We start from the raw sequence: 16,071 nt of genomic DNA, 5'->3' as shown, positions 1-16,071 counted from the left end.
CATCTTTTTGAATAAACATTTAGAAAACAAAAAACCTGCAAAGAATTTTGCAGGTTTTCAAAATCTAAATTATGTAAGCGATTTAGCCGCTCGACTATTTTTCTTTCTTTTCCAATACACTAAATATAGAATCGCCAGCACTAGCATCAAAATATCAATTTTTAATATCTGTGGTATTCTCATAATCTGATCTTGGTAATAACTTCCCCCCACGAGTGCACCTAAGCCTATACCTAGTTCCATTGAAATGTACATCGTTGCAATAGCTTTTCCCTTCTGTTGTGGCTTGCTCAAATCAATTGTCCATGCGTTTATGGCTGGTGATAAAATGCCTGTCCCCATTCCATAAATTCCGGCACCTATCAACAGCATTGTCACATCTCTGCCCTCGCTGATGGTATAAATTGCAAAGGACGTAATAATTAACCCCACGAGTAAAACATTTGTTCTTCCATATCGGTCTGAAACTTTTCCCGCTCCAAAACGCACAAGAACTGATGCAACAGTAAAAGCAGTAAAAAATACGCCTTTATTTTCTGTTCCAAGATGTTCACTCCAATCCGGAATCAAAGTCAGAATTAATCCGTAAGCTGAATAAGAAAAAAATGTAATGATGCCCGCGGGAAGTGCACCAACATCGATAATATCGGTACGGCTGAGAAAAAACATCGATTTATGAAGTTTTTCTTTAGTCTCTAAGGTTTCCTTCATGTTAATCACAATCACAATAGACAAAAAAGCAAGAAATGAAGAACTGTAAAACATCGCATCAATTCCGTAAGCATTAGCCACCATGCCGCCCAATGCTGGCCCAAGTGCGCCGCCGATACTAAAGCATAAACCATGCATGCCCAGCCCCTCTCCCCAACGTTCTTGCGGAATAATATCTGAAACATAAGCAGATGTCGCTGTTGGCTTAAATCCAGTTGAAAAACCATGCACTAAACGCAAAAAAAGAAAACCAGAAACCGAACTTAATATGGGATACAAAAAACCACAAATCAAACAAACCACAGAACCAACCGCCATAACCGGAACACGCCCCCATTTATCTGTCAATTTCCCGCTGAAGGGTCGCGATAATCCTGCTGTAAGAGTAAATAGCGAGATAATAAGTCCTTTATATTCAGCTCCTCCCAAACTACTAAGGTAATTCGGAAGTTCTGGTATGATCATATTGAAACTGGAGGAAAATAAAAGCGAGCTCATACAAAGCAGCATAAACTGAACTGTATAAATGGATTTTTTATTATTTGACATTGATTCTTATTCTTACTCGAGCTTAAATCTTAACGCAAGATTTAATGGGGCAAAGAAACGCAAAAAAACAGAAAAGCCCGTGATAAAAATAACTAAGCTTCAAAAAACGCCATAATATTATTTCGTTGCATAAATTAACGATATATCGCTACTAAAATAATAGCCGAAAACACAAAAACCCTTACCAGTAAAGGTTTTAAGAATTAAGGCACACTAATTGGCTATTGTTTGGCATTCTGGCACAAATTATAAAATGACACAGATGAAGACTGTCAAATATGGTCTTATAAGCGAAATCTAATACTAAAATGAGCAGTATTTTTTACTTCTTAATCTAGATTAATCGATACACCTATAAGACCATAATATATTTGCATCAGAAACAGTATTATTCTAATGATTACACAGTATTAATATTAAAAAATTGAAATAAATAATCTATACAAATAAAATAACAAAAAATTATTAATCTTAAAATCAAAAATCATGAGCACATTTACAGTAAAAGACGGAACAGAAATTTATTATAAAGATTGGGGAACGGGACAACCAATTGTTTTTCACCACGGTTGGCCTTTATCAAGCGATGATTGGGATGCACAAATGATGTTTTTCCTAAAAAAAGGTTACAGAGTTATTGCACACGATCGCAGAGGACATGGCCGTTCTAGCCAAACTTCTGAAGGAAACAACATGGATACTTACGCATCTGATATTGCTGAATTAACCGCTGCTCTTGATTTGAAAGATGCAATTCACGTTGGGCATTCAACTGGAGGTGGCGAAGTAATTCGTTATGCTGCAAAATACGGAAAAGGACGTATTGCAAAAGCAGTAATTATTAGTGCAGTACCACCAATTATGGTTCAAAGCGAATCAAATCCTGAAGGTGTACCCTTGTCAATTTTTGATCAAATCAGAAACGGTACAGCTGCTAATAGAGCACAGTTTTTTTATGACTTCCCAATAGCTTTTTACGGATGGAATCGTGAAGGACAAACCGTTCAAGAAGGAATCAAACAAAATTGGTGGCGTCAAGGAATGATGGGATCTGTTTGGGCGCACCATGAAGGAATTAAAGCTTTCTCTGAAACAGATTTTAGAGAAGACCTTCAAAGTTTAGATATTCCGGTTCTTGTATTACACGGAGAAGATGATCAAATTGTTCCTTTTCATCAAGCACCAAAATCAGCAAAATTATTGAAAAACGGAAAATTGATTTCATACCCAGGATTCTCACACGGAATGCCAACTATAAATGCAGAAACAATCAATAACGATATTCTGGATTTCATCAAATAAATCAATCAAAACTGCCTGCAAAAGGTCTGTTTATACAGGCAGTTTTAATCTTATCACACTATGAGTTTTTTTCAACAACCCTCTTTCGACACAGTTACTGAAGCTTTACAATGGCTGAATACTCAAGGTTTTACAGCCGATTTCAATATTGATTCAGATTGTATTCGTTGCAACACTACGAAACAAAGCTTGTCGCCGGAAGAATTCAAAATTGAATATTTATTCCGATTTGAAGGCGACAGTAATCCCGCAGACGAAGATATTGTGTACGGCATTATATCTGAAATCCATAATTTGAAAGGTGTTCTAACAAGTGCTTTCGGAACTTATGCCGACAGTGTTTCAACTGAAATGATTAGAAAACTTTCAGTACATCAATAACTAAAAATGTCTTTTCAAAAGACGAATTCTTTAATAACCTATTAAAAGTTTCGCCTTTCATTGGCTTAACTAATTATAAATCTTAAAAATAAACCATATGAAACCATCAGTTAACTTATTGACCCCAGACAACCACGCTTTAGTATTAATCGATTTTGAAGGACAAATGGCATTTGCTACAAGCAATCTTCCTGTGCACGAATTACGTACTAATGTTGCAATTGTTGCAGGAGCATCAAAAATTTTCAATGTAAGTACAATTGTAACAACTGTTGCAGAAGAAAGTTTTTCAGGACCCGTTTTTCCAGAAGTAGAAGAATTTTATCCAATTGCAACTTCAGGATATATCGACCGTACAACAATGAATACCTGGGAAGATGAAAATGCTTATAAAGCCATTGTAGCAAAGAAAAAACAAAAATTAGTTCTTGCAGGATTATGGACGAGTGTTTGTATCGTTGGCCCAGTTTTATCAGCAATCGAGGAAGGTTACCAAGTATATGTAATTACAGATGCCTGTGGTGATGTAAGCAAAGAAGCTCACGAACGTGCTGTGGAAAGAATGATACAAGCTGGTGCAATTCCAATCACTGCTATCCAATATTTATTAGAGCTTCAAAGAGACTGGGCTCGTCAAGAAACTTATGGTCCTGTAACTTCTTTAATGAAAAAATATGGAGGTTCATATGGTATAGGAATTCAATACGCACACAAAATGCTGAAACACTAATCAGTAAATCCATTTACAATATTTAGAACCTATCCTAAGCACAACTCTAATCAATTAATTTATGAAAGCAGATTTAATTTTATTCAACGGAAAAATTCATAGTTTCAATCCAGGAACTCCAAATGTTACAGCAGTTGCAATCAAAGACGGAAAATTTATTGCTGTTGGAAATGATAGCGAGGTTATGAGTTTTTCTTCTGAAGAAACTAAAATAATTGATCTTCAGAATAAGAGAGTCGTTCCCGGAATCAACGATTCGCATATTCACCTTATTCGTGGTGGCTTGAATTATAATTTAGAATTGCGCTGGGATGGTGTTCCTTCCTTAGCAGATGCGCTTCGAATGTTGAAAGAACAAGTCGATCGTACTCCAAATCCGCAATGGGTTCGCGTCGTTGGCGGTTGGTCTGAATTTCAATTTGCTGAGCGTAGAATGCCTACTTTGGAAGAAATTAATGCAATTGCGCCTGATACACCAGTTTTTATTCTGCATTTGTATGATCGAGCCTTTATGAATCGAGCAGCTCTAAAAGCAGTTGGCTACAACAAAAATACGCCAGCACCTCCGGGTGGACATATTGAGCGTGATTCAAACGGCGAGCCAACTGGACTTATAATTGCGACGCCAAATGCAATGATTTTGTATTCGACTTTGGCAAAAGGCCCAACGCTTTCCTACGAACACCAAATCAATTCGACTCGTCATTATATGAAAGAATTGAATCGTTTTGGAATTACAAGTGTTATAGATGCCGGTGGCGGATTTCAGAATTTTCCTGACGATTACAAAGTCGTTAACGAATTGAATGAAAAGAAACAATTGACCATAAGAATTGCTTACAATCTTTTTACTCAAAAACCCAAGCATGAATTTGAAGATTTCTCAGATTGGATTGACACGGTAAAATTATATCAAGGAAATGATATGTATCGCCACAATGGAGCTGGAGAAATGTTGGTTTTCTCTGCTGCCGATTTTGAGGATTTTCTTCAACCAAGACCCGATCTTCCTGAAAATATGGAAGCTGAACTGGAAAAAGTTGTTCGCCTTTTGGTAGAAAATCGTTGGCCATTTCGACTTCATGCTACATACAACGAGAGCATTACAAGGTTTTTAAATGTTTTTGAAAAGATCAACAGAGAAATTCCTTTCAACGGACTTCCTTGGATTTTTGATCATGCCGAAACCATCGATGAAAGAAACATCGAACGTGTAAAAGCTTTAGGAGGCGGTATTGCTGTACAAAGCAGAATGGCGTACCAAGGCGAATATTTTACAGATCGTTATGGAGCAAAAGCTGCTGAAAATACGCCTCCAATCAAAAAAATGCTTGAAATGGAAGTTCCTGTAGGCGCAGGCTCAGATGCTACACGTGTGAGCAGTTATAATCCTTGGGTTTCAATGTATTGGATGACGGCTGGAAAAACTGTTGGTGGCTTACAATTGTACAATGAAACAAGATTAAGCAGACAAACTGCTTTAGAATTATATACGAGAGGAAGTGCTTGGTTTTCGCAAGAACAAACCAAAAAAGGAGATATCAAAGTGGGAATGTTTGCTGATTTAACCGTTTTAGATCGTGACTATTTTACCGTTGAAGATGAAGAAATCAAAAAAATCGAATCTGATTTGACCATTGTAGATGGAAAAATCGTCTATGCTAATGGCGATTTTTCGTCCTTCTCGCCTCCTCATATTCCGATTTTGCCAGATTGGTCGCCAACAAATATTTACAATGGCTATCCAGTGAGAAGCAGCCTGCAAAACGCAATTGAAAAAAATGCAAAAGCATCTTCAAAACCAAAATTGACGGCACAAATTCACAGTTGCAGTGGAAGTTGTGGTGTTCACGCACATAATCACGACGCGGCCCGAATGAGCAATGTTCCTGTTAATAATTATCATGCATTTTGGGGTGCATTAGGTTGCTCCTGTTTTGCTTTTTAAATCTAAATGAAATGATTGAAATTATCAAACAAATCCTGTATTCCGATTTGGGATCGTCCTTCAATAATGGAGCGCTCTTGATTTTTAGAATTCTCCTTGCTGTTGAGCTTTTCAGAGTACACGGAATGAAGAAATTCAGAGTTGAAAACGGACAAAAAGAACATGTTCCAAATCCGTTGCATTTGCCTGAAAAACTAAATGGATTAGTGGCGACGTTTTCAGATACCATAATTCCGTTTTTCATTATGCTCGGACTCGGGACAAGATTGGCTGTTTTACCTACAATTGGAGTAACAGCAATTGGCTATTTTGTGGTTCATAAAAATGATTCCCTCGAAGTGCGCGACGTTCCTTACATGTACACTTTATCACTATTATTACTTCTTGCACTTGGCGCAGGAACTTATTCACTTGATTATTATTTATTGACATTCATAAACAATTAATTTTAACACATAAATATTCTAACACATAGAAACATAGCTTTTTGATGCGCACAAAGGCGTTTCACTTGTATAAATGAACATAGCTATGTTTTAGAAACTAGTTTCTTTTTTCATTCTTTTCAAAACCAAAGAAAACTATGTCTCTATGTGTTTAACATATTTTGGAATTATTCATAAAATATTATTTACTAAACCAAATTTAAAATGAAAACAAACATCGGAATCAAACAAGAAAGCATCTCAGCAGTTGTTGAGGTATTAATTAAAATTCTTGCAGACGAATTTGTTCTTTATACCAAAACAAAAAGAGCACACTGGAATGTTGAAGGTCCAGATTTTTATAACAAACATCTTTTCTTTGAACAGCAATATGATGCCATTGACGAAATTGTCGATACAGTTGCTGAAAGAATTCGATCTTTAGGACATTATACACCTGCAACGCTAAAAGATTTCTTAGCATTGACACATCTTACAGAAGAATTACAAGAGAAAAATGATGCCAATGGTTTTATTAAAGAATTGCTTTTGGATCATGAAAGCATCATAATCTATTTGCGCGAAAACATCAACAGTATTGCCAATGAACTTCAAGATGCAGGTACAAGTGATTTTATCACAGGTCTCGTAGAAAATCACGAAAAAATGGCTTGGATGCTTCGTGCACATTTGAACTAAAAACTATGGAACTACAACAAAAAAACATTTGGTACGTAACCCTGCTTCTCACCATGATTGCAGGGTATTGCGATACCGTGACCTTTGTCGCCGCCGATTCGATTTTTTCTGCGCACGTTACAGGAAACTTTATTGTTTTTGCTTACCAAATCATCAAAGGATACGACATTCATGCTTGGGTAAAATTATTGACATTTCCTGTGTTCATAATTGCCGTAATTGCGGGCGGAAGAATCGCCTTAAAAGCAACCAATCGATATACCATTTTGTTTTGGGAAGGCGTAATATTGGTTTTAAGTGGCATTGCCGCCTATCTTTTTGACTACTTTAACAATACTTCAGAATGGGCAATTTATGCTGTAGCTATGGCGACAGTATTTGCAATGGGACTTCAAAATGCTTTTGGAAAGCTTTATGCAAAAGAAACACACGGCCCGACAACCATGATGACCGGTAATGTAACGCAGGCTTCTCTAGATTTAGGGAACTTGCTAAAAAGTGGACTCAAAGATGTTGAGGTTTTATTAAGTTTTAAAAAGCAATTAGTCACTATAATCGGTTTTTTGATAGGATGTTTTATGGGAGCAGTTGCAGGTAAGTTTTTTGGATTGGGGACCTTAATTCTTCCTGGAACTGCAATGATTATTTGTTACTGGTATCATCGCGAAGTACGATAAACATAGATTTTTTGGATTGCAAATTGCAGATTGCTGATAATAATAGTACCTTTAAAAAATGAATTTTATCCGTTGTATTATTGCCAAAAACCACATAAAGTTTTTATGTGTATTTTTTTTGTTTTTTTCAGTACATTCAAAAGCACAGACGCAATTAAAAAAGAATCCTAAAGAACTAAAAACGAGAATTGCTGAAACAAATGATGATCACCTGAAAGTTGATTTATTATTGCTTTTAAGTGCATATTACCTAAACAAAGATCACGAATATAAGTCAGATCTCGATCAAGCTGATAGTGCAAACTTGCAGGCAAGGCAATTAGGCACTCAATTAAACTATAAATCTGGAATTGGAAAATCGATTCTCCTTAATGCTCAGATTAACAGAGAAAAAGGAGATTCTGAAAAAGGCTTAAAAAAAGCAAAAGAAGCGCTGCAATATTCCAAACAAAATAATTTAACAGAACTTCAGGCAGATGCTTACTTAGAACTTTCTATGTATGGTGAATCTCTAGATGAGAGAATTAAATACAAAGAAATGGCGATTCCGCTATTGATAAAATTAGGCGCAAAAGCTAAGCAGGCGGGTGTTTTAAAAGAAACCGGTGAATTATACCTTATGAATGAAAATGAGGAAAAAGGTTTGACACTTTTAAAAGAATCGCTTCTTTTGTATCAATCGATAAAATTTCCTCATTTACAAGGTGTCTATAATCTACTTTCTGACGGATATACCCACACAGGAAATTTTGCAGGAGCTTTGAAGTATGCCCTTTTAGCAGAAAAAACAGCCTTAGCGGTACGTGATAGTTCACTACAGCTAAGCGCAATTTACAATCATGTTGGAATGGCATATCTCAATCTTCAAAAGAAAAACAATGCAGCGGAATATTTTTATAAGGGTCTGGAAATAGCCAAAAAGCATAAAGATACAGATTATGTCAGGACAATTGGCGATAATCTTTGTTCGACATTTATTTTGCAAAAAAAAGGAAATGATGCGCTCCAACTTTTAAAAGAAATGCAGGCAAATTATCCTTCTTATGATGAGGAGAGGCTGATAAAAGAAAATTACCTTTTTCTGGGTATTTACAGAGTACTAAACAATAATGAAAAAGCAACAGTATACTATAAAAAATTGGTAGCCTATTGTGGTAAATATGCCGAGAAAAGTGCCGAAAACGGAATGCCAATTCTGAGAAGTTTCGCCCGATATCATTATCAGTTAAAAAACTATACCGATTTATATCCGATACTTTACCGCTTAGATTCGCTTGCGACAGCGTCAAACAATCCTATAATGTTGTCTGACAATTATCTTATCTGGTTTAAAGCAGATTCTTCAAGAGGTAAATATCTCGATGCCATAAAACATTATCAGCTATATAAAAACATTTTAGATACTATTTATAAAGGCGAGACGAACAAACAAATTAACAATCTTCAAATTGAATTTGACACTGATAAAAAAGACAGAAATATAGATTTATTAACACAACAAGCTAAAGTACAGCAAATTCAAATTCAGAAAGACAACGTTGTGAAATATGTATTTATTGGAAGTGTTTTGGTCTTAATTCTTATTCTTGGACTTTTATACAATAGTTTCAGAATTAAAAAGAAAAAGAACGAAGAACTAGAAATACAGCGTCAGCAAATCAACGAGCAAAATGAGCTCAATAAAAAAATGCTGCTAGAAAAAGAATGGCTTCTGAAAGAAATTCATCATCGTGTTAAAAACAACCTTCAGATTGTCATTAGTTTATTGAACACACAATCTGCTTATCTGGATAATGAAGATGCATTACTCGCCATTCAAAACAGCCAGCACAGAATGCATGCAATGTCACTGATTCATCAAAAATTATATCAATCTGATAATCTTTCAAATATCGATATGTCTTGGTATATTTATGAATTAATCAATTACATGAAAGAATGTTATGATACAGACGGAAAAATCAATTTTGTTCTAGAAATAAAAAATACCTGTCTTGATGTCGCACAAGCTGTTCCTCTTGGATTAATTACAAATGAAGCCATCAGTAATGCAATTAAATATGCCTTTCCTTTAGACAAAAAAGGCGAAATTTTTATTTCGTTAAAAAATATTGAACAAAATGTTTATCAACTAATTATCGCAGATAATGGTATTGGTCTGCCTGAAAATTTCAACTATGCTGAAAGAGATTCACTTGGTATGAGTTTGATGACCGGCTTAAGCTCTCAAATAGACGGAATTTTTGAAATGAAAAATGATAACGGATTAAAAATCAAGGTTACATTTACAAGAAATAATGAATTTGAAACTGTTGTTGAAGATTCTGAAATTACAGCAATACTACAATGAAAGAGAAAATTTTAATTGTTGAAGATGAATTCATCGTTGCAAATGATTTAAAAATCATGCTGCAAAAAGCGGGCTATCAAGTTGTAGGGATTGCTTCTTCTGTTGTTCAGGCCAAAAAGTTTATAGAAGAAAAACGACCAGATTGGGTATTGCTTGATATTATGCTCAAAGGCGCTCTGACCGGAATAGATTTAGCGTGGGAACTTCGCAAAATAAATTTGCCTTTCGTTTACATTTCTGCAAATACCAATCAGACTACGCTAGAAGCAGTGAAAGCAACAAATCCGTATGGTTTTCTAGTGAAACCATTTCGCGAAAAAGATTTAGTTGTAATGCTGGACATTGCAAAATATAAATACAATGAAGAAATTGGAACTTTAGCTTCAATTGACAACGAAGGCGTAAATAATGAAATTTCGGAAATCATTGGCAAAAGTCCACTTTTACAAGATGTTATAGAAAAAATAAAACTTGTTGCACCAGCTGAGACTTCTGTATTGATTTTGGGCGAAAGCGGTACAGGAAAAGAAAGAGTGGCACATTCAATACACAATTTGTCGTCGCACAAATCAAATTCAATTGTAATTGTAAATTGCGCCACTTTAACCCAATCTTTGATAGAATCAGAGCTTTTTGGACATGAAAAAGGCGCTTTTACGGGAGCCAATAGCTTGCGAATTGGGAAGTTTGAACAAGCTGCAAACAGCACTATTTTTCTAGATGAAATAGGAGAACTTCCGTTAGATTCTCAAGTAAAATTATTGCGCGTATTACAAGAAAAAGAAATTCAAAGACTTGGAAGCAATAAAACCATTAAAATCAATGTTCGTATTGTAGCAGCGACCAATCGATCTTTAGAAAAAGAAGTCGCCGAAGGCCGTTTTAGACTTGATTTGTATTATCGTTTGAATGTTTTTCCGATACAATTGCCAACGCTGAAAGATCGAAAGGAAGATATTGAAGCACTTGCTAATCATTTTCTAAAAAAATATGCGGGACTAGCAAGAAAAAATGTAAAGAGCATAAATCCAAATGCTTTAGAAGAATTAAACAATTATGATTGGCCGGGAAACATTCGTGAATTAGAACATTTGATCGAAAGAAATGTGCTATTGGCTCAAACTAATGAAATCGAAAAATTTGATCTTCCAGTAAAAACTTCCGTTACTGTGGAACAAACTGCAGGAAAAATAAAATCAATGGAAGAAATGGAAAAAGAACATATTTTGAATGCTCTGCAATTATGCAACGGAAAAGTTTCGGGCTCAGGAGGAGCTGCAGAATTGCTAAAAATGCAACCACAGACTTTGTTTTCAAAAATGAAAAAATTAGGCATTAAACAAGATTATAATTAATCTACATTAAGTAGACTTAACTGTTAGTTTAACGAACTTTGTAGTTCTAAACCAAGACATAAAAAAATAAATATGGAAACAATAAAATTAGAATTAGACGAAAAAAAACACGGCGCATTCAATCTTTATGTTGATGACAAAAAACTTGGAGAAATGACTGTAAGCCTCAAGCCTGATGTATTAACGGTTTATCACACTGGAGTCGAACCTGAAGCTGAAGGAAAAGGTTATGCCAAAAAGCTTTTAGAAGAAATGGTGGCATACGTTCGTGCCAATAATTTGAAAGTTTTGCCTCTTTGTCCTTATGTTCACGCGCAGTTCAAAAGACATCCAGATGAATATGAAGATATCTGGAAAAAATAATCTAAAAAACACAATAGTATGAACACTAATATATTGACAGACGGAATTCCGTTAAATGAAGCTAAAAAAGCTTTAATTATGCTACACGGACGTGGCGCTGGAGCTCACGATATATTATCAATTGCAAAACATCTCAAAGTGGATGATTTTGCTTTGGTAGCGCCTCAAGCAGAAAATAGAACCTGGTATCCGTATTCATTTTTGGCTCCGCTTGATCAAAATGAGCCTTCATTTTCAAAATCAATAGAAGCTATTCATCAAGTTGTCGTAGCCATTCAGCAAAACGGAATTGAAAAAGAAAACATTTACTTTTTAGGTTTCTCGCAAGGAGCTTGTCTTGCTTTAGAATTCACCTCTAGAAATGCTGCCAAATATGGTGGAATTGTAGCTTTTACAGGCGGATTAATTGGCGATCAAGTTTATGAAAATCATTATTCTGGAAACTTTGAAAATACGCCAGTTTTTATAGGAACAAGCGATCCTGATTTTCATGTTCCTGTAGAAAGAGTAAATGAGACTGAAGCTTTGATGGAAAAAATGGGCGCAGATGTCACTAAAAAAATCTATCCAAATATGGGACATACTATTAGCCAAGATGAAGTAGATTGTGCAAACGCATTGATTTTCAATAAAAAATAATGATTACGATTACACGCGTTTATAGTGATTCCAACGGTGAAAGTCATTTTGAAGACTTTGAAGTTCCGTTGAAGAACAATGGCGACATCGGTTTTTTATCAGATGATGAAGCTGTTAAATCTATCGTTTTCCGAGAAGTCAATCCTTCTTATGATTACGATTTTCATAATGCGCCAGACCGTCAATATATTATTTTATTGGAAGGCGGTGTAGAAATCGAAACCTCATTGGGTGAAAAAAGAACCTTCAATACAGGTTCAATTCTTTTGGTTGAAGATACTACTGGAAAAGGTCACAAAACCAAAAATATTGAGGCTAAACTGAGAAAGTCTATTTTTATAAAATTATAAGACTCTATCAGTCAACGAAATGTTCTCTTTTAATTCCTATTTTTTGCATTCTGGAAGCAAGAGTTGTTGCAGGAAGTCCTAACAATACCGCAGCGCCATGCGGGCCCGAAATTCTTCCGTTACATTTTTTAATCACTTTTAAAATGTGCTCCTTCTCTACTTCCTGCAATGTTTTAGTATGGAATGTCGTTTCAGAAAAACTTAGATCTGATTTAAAAATTTCAGGAAAAACCATTTCTTTAATAACATCGTCCTTAGCAAACAAAACATTTCTTTCAATCATATTTTCCAATTCGCGCACATTTCCTTGCCAAGCATTTGCTTTCATATTATTAAGCACTTTTTTGGTAAAACCCTTTATGTTTTTACCTGCTCGTTTTGCGTATTTTGCCAAGAAAAAATTAGCTAAAACTTCAATATCTTCTTTACGCTCACGGAGTGCCGGCAATAGAATTGGATAAACATTTAAACGATAATACAAATCACTTCTAAATCTTTGTTCTGAAACTTCTTTTTCTAGTGATCTATTGGTTGCTGCAATTACTCTTGCATTCACTTTTATACTTTTGTTTCCGCCAACACGCTCAATTTCTTTTTCTTGCAAAACACGCAAAAGCTTTCCTTGTAATTCTAAAGGCAACTCTCCTATTTCATCTAAAAAAATGGTACTGTTTTCTGCTTCTTCAAATTTGCCTTTTCTTTGTTGTGTAGCGCCGGTAAAAGCCCCTTTTTCATGTCCGAATAACTCGCTTTCTATTAAATTTTCAGAAATCGACGCACAATTTACTTTAATCATTTTGTTGTTGGCGACTTGCGATAAATCATGAATTGCTCTTGCAACTAATTCTTTCCCGGTTCCTGTTTCACCAAAAATGAGAACTGTTGAAGGAGAAGATGCAACTTGCGAAATCAATCTGTTCACATTTTGTATGGCATCACTGTTTCCAATAATTCCATTAAACCCTAGATTTTGTGCCCCACTAATTTCTTCCAAATTTTGAGAAGTATTTCTTTTTAAAGTTGTCAATTCTAGCTTAATTCTTTCGCATTCTTCTGTCAAACTAATATTTCGAATCGTAATCGAAAGTTGCGTCGCAATTCCCCTTAAAATTCGATTAGATTCTTTAGTGAAAGTATTGGCCCTTTTAAAGAAAAGAAAAAGTACACTTTGGTTTCCTTTATTATTTGGAAGACCAATCCCTACCCCATTTTTAAACCCTTTTCTATAAACCGCCTGAATATAATCTGGATGATTTTGGCTTTCATTCAAATTGAAAACAACCGTTTCGGCAGAATTCAAGCAACGATCAAAAAATCCGTCATTCAAAACATATTTTTTTGTTTCCTCGGTTTTATTCAAAAATTGATAAAAGATTTGATACTCGGTTTCTTCTTCATTTGAAGAAATCAAAATAAAATCATCAAATTGAAAATTGTCTTTTAAAACATTTTCAACGATAGCATTAAATTCAACTTTATTTGTTGCTTGAGAAAGTGGTCCGCAGATAGATAAAATGAGTCTTTGTTCTTTTTCTCTTTCCTGCATTCGATTTATTAGGATTGCAGTTTGATCTATCGGCTTTTCCATAATGGTATTTCTGTGGTATTTCTTGGCGGTAAAAAAGTAAATTTAAGAAATAGTCCTAATTAAATAACTATCGATTTTCTAAATATACATTTCACATTCCGCAAAATCACGATATATCGTGTAATCTTAAAAGCGAACTTTCTTTAAAAATCCTTGAATAATAAGACATTAATTCAAATGGAATGTTATTTGGTTATCATTTGAAAATTTCAAAAACATGCAGTATTTCATTTCTTAATCTAGGTTAATCGATGAAGAAGCATAACGGACGTAAATTTGTATAAGAAAATCAAACAACAATTTAATATAAAAATACCATGGAAAATAAAATTTTAGGCTTACACCATATTACTGCAATTGCAGGTGACGCTAAACGCAACTTCAACTTTTATTCAAACATTTTAGGATTGAGATTCATCAAAAAAACAGTGAATTTTGACGATCCAGGAACATACCATTTTTACTTTGGTGACGAAGTAGGAAGCGCAGGAACAATCTTGACTTTTTTCCCTTGGGGCGAAGGAATTCAACAAGGACGAAAAGGTTCTGGAATGGCAACTGAAATTGGATATTCTGTGCCAAAAGGAAGCTTGGATTTCTGGCAAAAACGTTTTGAGAAATACAATGTAATTTACAACAAACCGGCTGAGAAATTCGGAGAGAAATATTTGACTTTCTTAGATCCAGACGGATTGAAATTAGAATTGATCGAATCTAAAACGGAAGACAACAGAAAAGCTTGGGAAACTGACGAAGTAAAAGCGGATGTAGCAACAAAAGGTTTCCACAACATTACGCTGACTTTAAACGACATCAAACCAACTGCAGCAGTTTTAACAGAAATATTTGGCTATAAATTGATTGACCAAGATGTAAACCGTTACCGTTATGCAACTGATGCTGTTGAAAATGCTGCAATTGTGGACTTAGTAGAATTAGCTGATGAAAAACGCGGTCTGAATGCCAACGGAACCGTTCACCACGTAGCTTTCCGTGTGCCAAATGATGAAATTTTGATGAAATTCAGAGAAAAAATCGAAGCATACGGATTACAGATTACACCACAAATTGACAGACAATATTTCCACTCTCTATATTTCAGAGAACCGGGCGGTGTTTTATTCGAAATCGCTACCGATAATCCTGGATTTACAGTAGATGAAAGCTTAGAAGAATTAGGCAAAAACCTAAAACTTCCAGCACAATACGAGCCACAAAGAGAGGCCATTGAAGCACATTTGGTTAAAATAAATTAATTCGCTTACTAAACTGGGTTTATCCCGAATATCACAACTATTTTTTTGAAAAAGCCGTCCTGATTTAGGATGGCTTTTTTTGTTCCGAGAAATTATTATTTATGAGGAAATATTTTATATTTGGGTAATTAAAAATGCTGAATTGGGTTAATTCATTTGCTCAAATTAGGTGTGATAAGTGTAAAAAAAAAAAAACAATTAGCTGAAATTACAAAATCAAGTTCTATGCAACAATTTGATATTATTTACGATTTTGGAATTTTGGAAGTCATAAAAAAATCATGGTTTTTGGCTATACCCTTAATTATATTTTGGATAGCAAATAAAAGACTTAGAACTAATGAACATAACGAAGGGAATATATTTCAGAATTTATTAGGACAAAATGAAACTTTCGAAGATGCAAAAACACAAATAGTTAAATATATGTCTTTCATCTTTTTTATATTTTTAGTCATTCTCCAAACTAAAAAGATATATCGAACTTATAGCATTTTGAACAATGGCTTAAAATCAGTCGAAGGTTATGTAACTGACTTTCATGGAATGCCATCATCAGGGCACGACACTGAACGATTCAAAGTAAAAAATGTGAAATTTAAATTTTCTGATTTCGACTTATCTGATTTTGGATACAATAACTCCAAATCGAAAGGTGGTGCAATAGATGAAAATGCTTATATCAGACTATATTATTATCAATCAAAAGATCGAAATGTTATACTCAAATTAGAAAAGAGAAAATAAA

At 34.7% G+C, this 16,071-nt stretch carries 16 protein-coding genes; 14 read left to right on the top strand and 2 right to left on the bottom strand.

Features of this window, described 5'->3' with window-relative positions; translation table 11 throughout:
* Positions 1-69: 69 nt before the first annotated feature.
* The gene (locus EYY60_RS03275) at positions 70-1,260 is read right to left on the bottom strand and encodes an MFS transporter (protein WP_132987970.1); all 1,191 of its coding nucleotides are present in this window, start codon (positions 1,258-1,260) and stop codon (positions 70-72) included.
* Between the two features lie 486 nt (positions 1,261-1,746).
* On the opposite strand from EYY60_RS03275, the gene EYY60_RS03270 reads away from it, so the two are divergent.
* From EYY60_RS03270 to EYY60_RS03215, 12 genes are all read left to right on the top strand, one after another.
* Entirely contained in the window at positions 1,747-2,562 is an 816-nt protein-coding gene (locus tag EYY60_RS03270; RefSeq protein ID WP_132987969.1) for an alpha/beta fold hydrolase, read from the top strand.
* A 60-nt stretch (positions 2,563-2,622) separates the two neighbouring features.
* Positions 2,623-2,943, top strand: a complete 321-nt coding sequence (locus EYY60_RS03265) for a phosphoribosylpyrophosphate synthetase (RefSeq protein ID WP_132987968.1) — start codon at positions 2,623-2,625, stop codon at positions 2,941-2,943.
* Positions 2,944-3,040: 97 nt separating this feature from the next.
* Complete coding sequence (locus EYY60_RS03260) at positions 3,041-3,673, top strand: hydrolase (RefSeq protein ID WP_132987967.1); 633 nt, start codon at positions 3,041-3,043, stop codon at positions 3,671-3,673.
* A 61-nt stretch (positions 3,674-3,734) separates the two neighbouring features.
* On the top strand, positions 3,735-5,621 hold the full coding sequence (locus EYY60_RS03255) for an amidohydrolase (RefSeq protein ID WP_132987966.1): 1,887 nt from the start codon (positions 3,735-3,737) through the stop codon (positions 5,619-5,621).
* Positions 5,622-5,632: 11 nt separating this feature from the next.
* Positions 5,633-6,067, top strand: coding sequence for a DoxX family protein (locus EYY60_RS03250; protein WP_132987965.1), 435 nt, complete (start codon positions 5,633-5,635; stop codon positions 6,065-6,067).
* Between the two features lie 204 nt (positions 6,068-6,271).
* Entirely contained in the window at positions 6,272-6,745 is a 474-nt protein-coding gene (locus EYY60_RS03245; RefSeq protein ID WP_132987964.1) for a Dps family protein, read from the top strand.
* 5 nt (positions 6,746-6,750) lie between these two features.
* On the top strand, positions 6,751-7,422 hold the full coding sequence (locus EYY60_RS03240) for a YoaK family protein (RefSeq protein WP_132987963.1): 672 nt from the start codon (positions 6,751-6,753) through the stop codon (positions 7,420-7,422).
* Positions 7,423-7,540: 118 nt separating this feature from the next.
* Positions 7,541-9,772, top strand: a complete 2,232-nt coding sequence (locus EYY60_RS03235; RefSeq protein WP_162847844.1) for a sensor histidine kinase — start codon at positions 7,541-7,543, stop codon at positions 9,770-9,772.
* The gene (locus EYY60_RS03230; RefSeq protein ID WP_132987961.1) at positions 9,769-11,127 is read left to right on the top strand and encodes a sigma-54-dependent transcriptional regulator; all 1,359 of its coding nucleotides are present in this window, start codon (positions 9,769-9,771) and stop codon (positions 11,125-11,127) included. The genes EYY60_RS03235 and EYY60_RS03230 overlap by 4 nt, the downstream gene beginning before the upstream one ends.
* A gap of 72 nt (positions 11,128-11,199) precedes the next feature.
* Positions 11,200-11,490 (top strand): GNAT family N-acetyltransferase, encoded by a 291-nt coding sequence (locus tag EYY60_RS03225; RefSeq protein ID WP_132987960.1) that lies wholly within the window; start codon positions 11,200-11,202, stop codon positions 11,488-11,490.
* 18 nt (positions 11,491-11,508) lie between these two features.
* Positions 11,509-12,129 (top strand): alpha/beta hydrolase, encoded by a 621-nt coding sequence (locus EYY60_RS03220; RefSeq protein WP_132987959.1) that lies wholly within the window; start codon positions 11,509-11,511, stop codon positions 12,127-12,129.
* On the top strand, positions 12,129-12,479 hold the full coding sequence (locus EYY60_RS03215; protein WP_132987958.1) for a cupin domain-containing protein: 351 nt from the start codon (positions 12,129-12,131) through the stop codon (positions 12,477-12,479). The genes EYY60_RS03220 and EYY60_RS03215 overlap by 1 nt, the downstream gene beginning before the upstream one ends.
* A 7-nt stretch (positions 12,480-12,486) precedes the next feature.
* Here the strand turns inward: EYY60_RS03215 and EYY60_RS03210 are convergent, their stop codons facing one another.
* A complete protein-coding gene (locus EYY60_RS03210; protein ID WP_132987957.1) occupies positions 12,487-14,067 on the bottom strand; it encodes a sigma 54-interacting transcriptional regulator in 1,581 nt (526 codons plus the stop codon).
* A 317-nt stretch (positions 14,068-14,384) separates the two neighbouring features.
* Here EYY60_RS03210 and EYY60_RS03205 point away from each other — a divergent pair, with 317 nt between their 5' ends.
* Both EYY60_RS03205 and EYY60_RS03200 read left to right on the top strand, forming a co-directional pair.
* Positions 14,385-15,323, top strand: a complete 939-nt coding sequence (locus EYY60_RS03205) for a ring-cleaving dioxygenase (protein WP_132987956.1) — start codon at positions 14,385-14,387, stop codon at positions 15,321-15,323.
* A gap of 225 nt (positions 15,324-15,548) precedes the next feature.
* Positions 15,549-16,070 carry a hypothetical protein gene (locus EYY60_RS03200; RefSeq protein ID WP_132987955.1) on the top strand — a complete coding sequence of 174 codons (522 nt, stop codon included), beginning with the start codon at positions 15,549-15,551 and terminating at the stop codon, positions 16,068-16,070.
* Position 16,071: the final 1 nt, after the last annotated feature.

Origin of the sequence: Flavobacterium zhairuonense (genome assembly GCF_004352915.1) — a bacterium.
In the GTDB taxonomy this organism is placed as follows: domain Bacteria; phylum Bacteroidota; class Bacteroidia; order Flavobacteriales; family Flavobacteriaceae; genus Flavobacterium; species Flavobacterium zhairuonense.
This window is presented reverse-complemented; position numbering and strand designations above follow the sequence as displayed.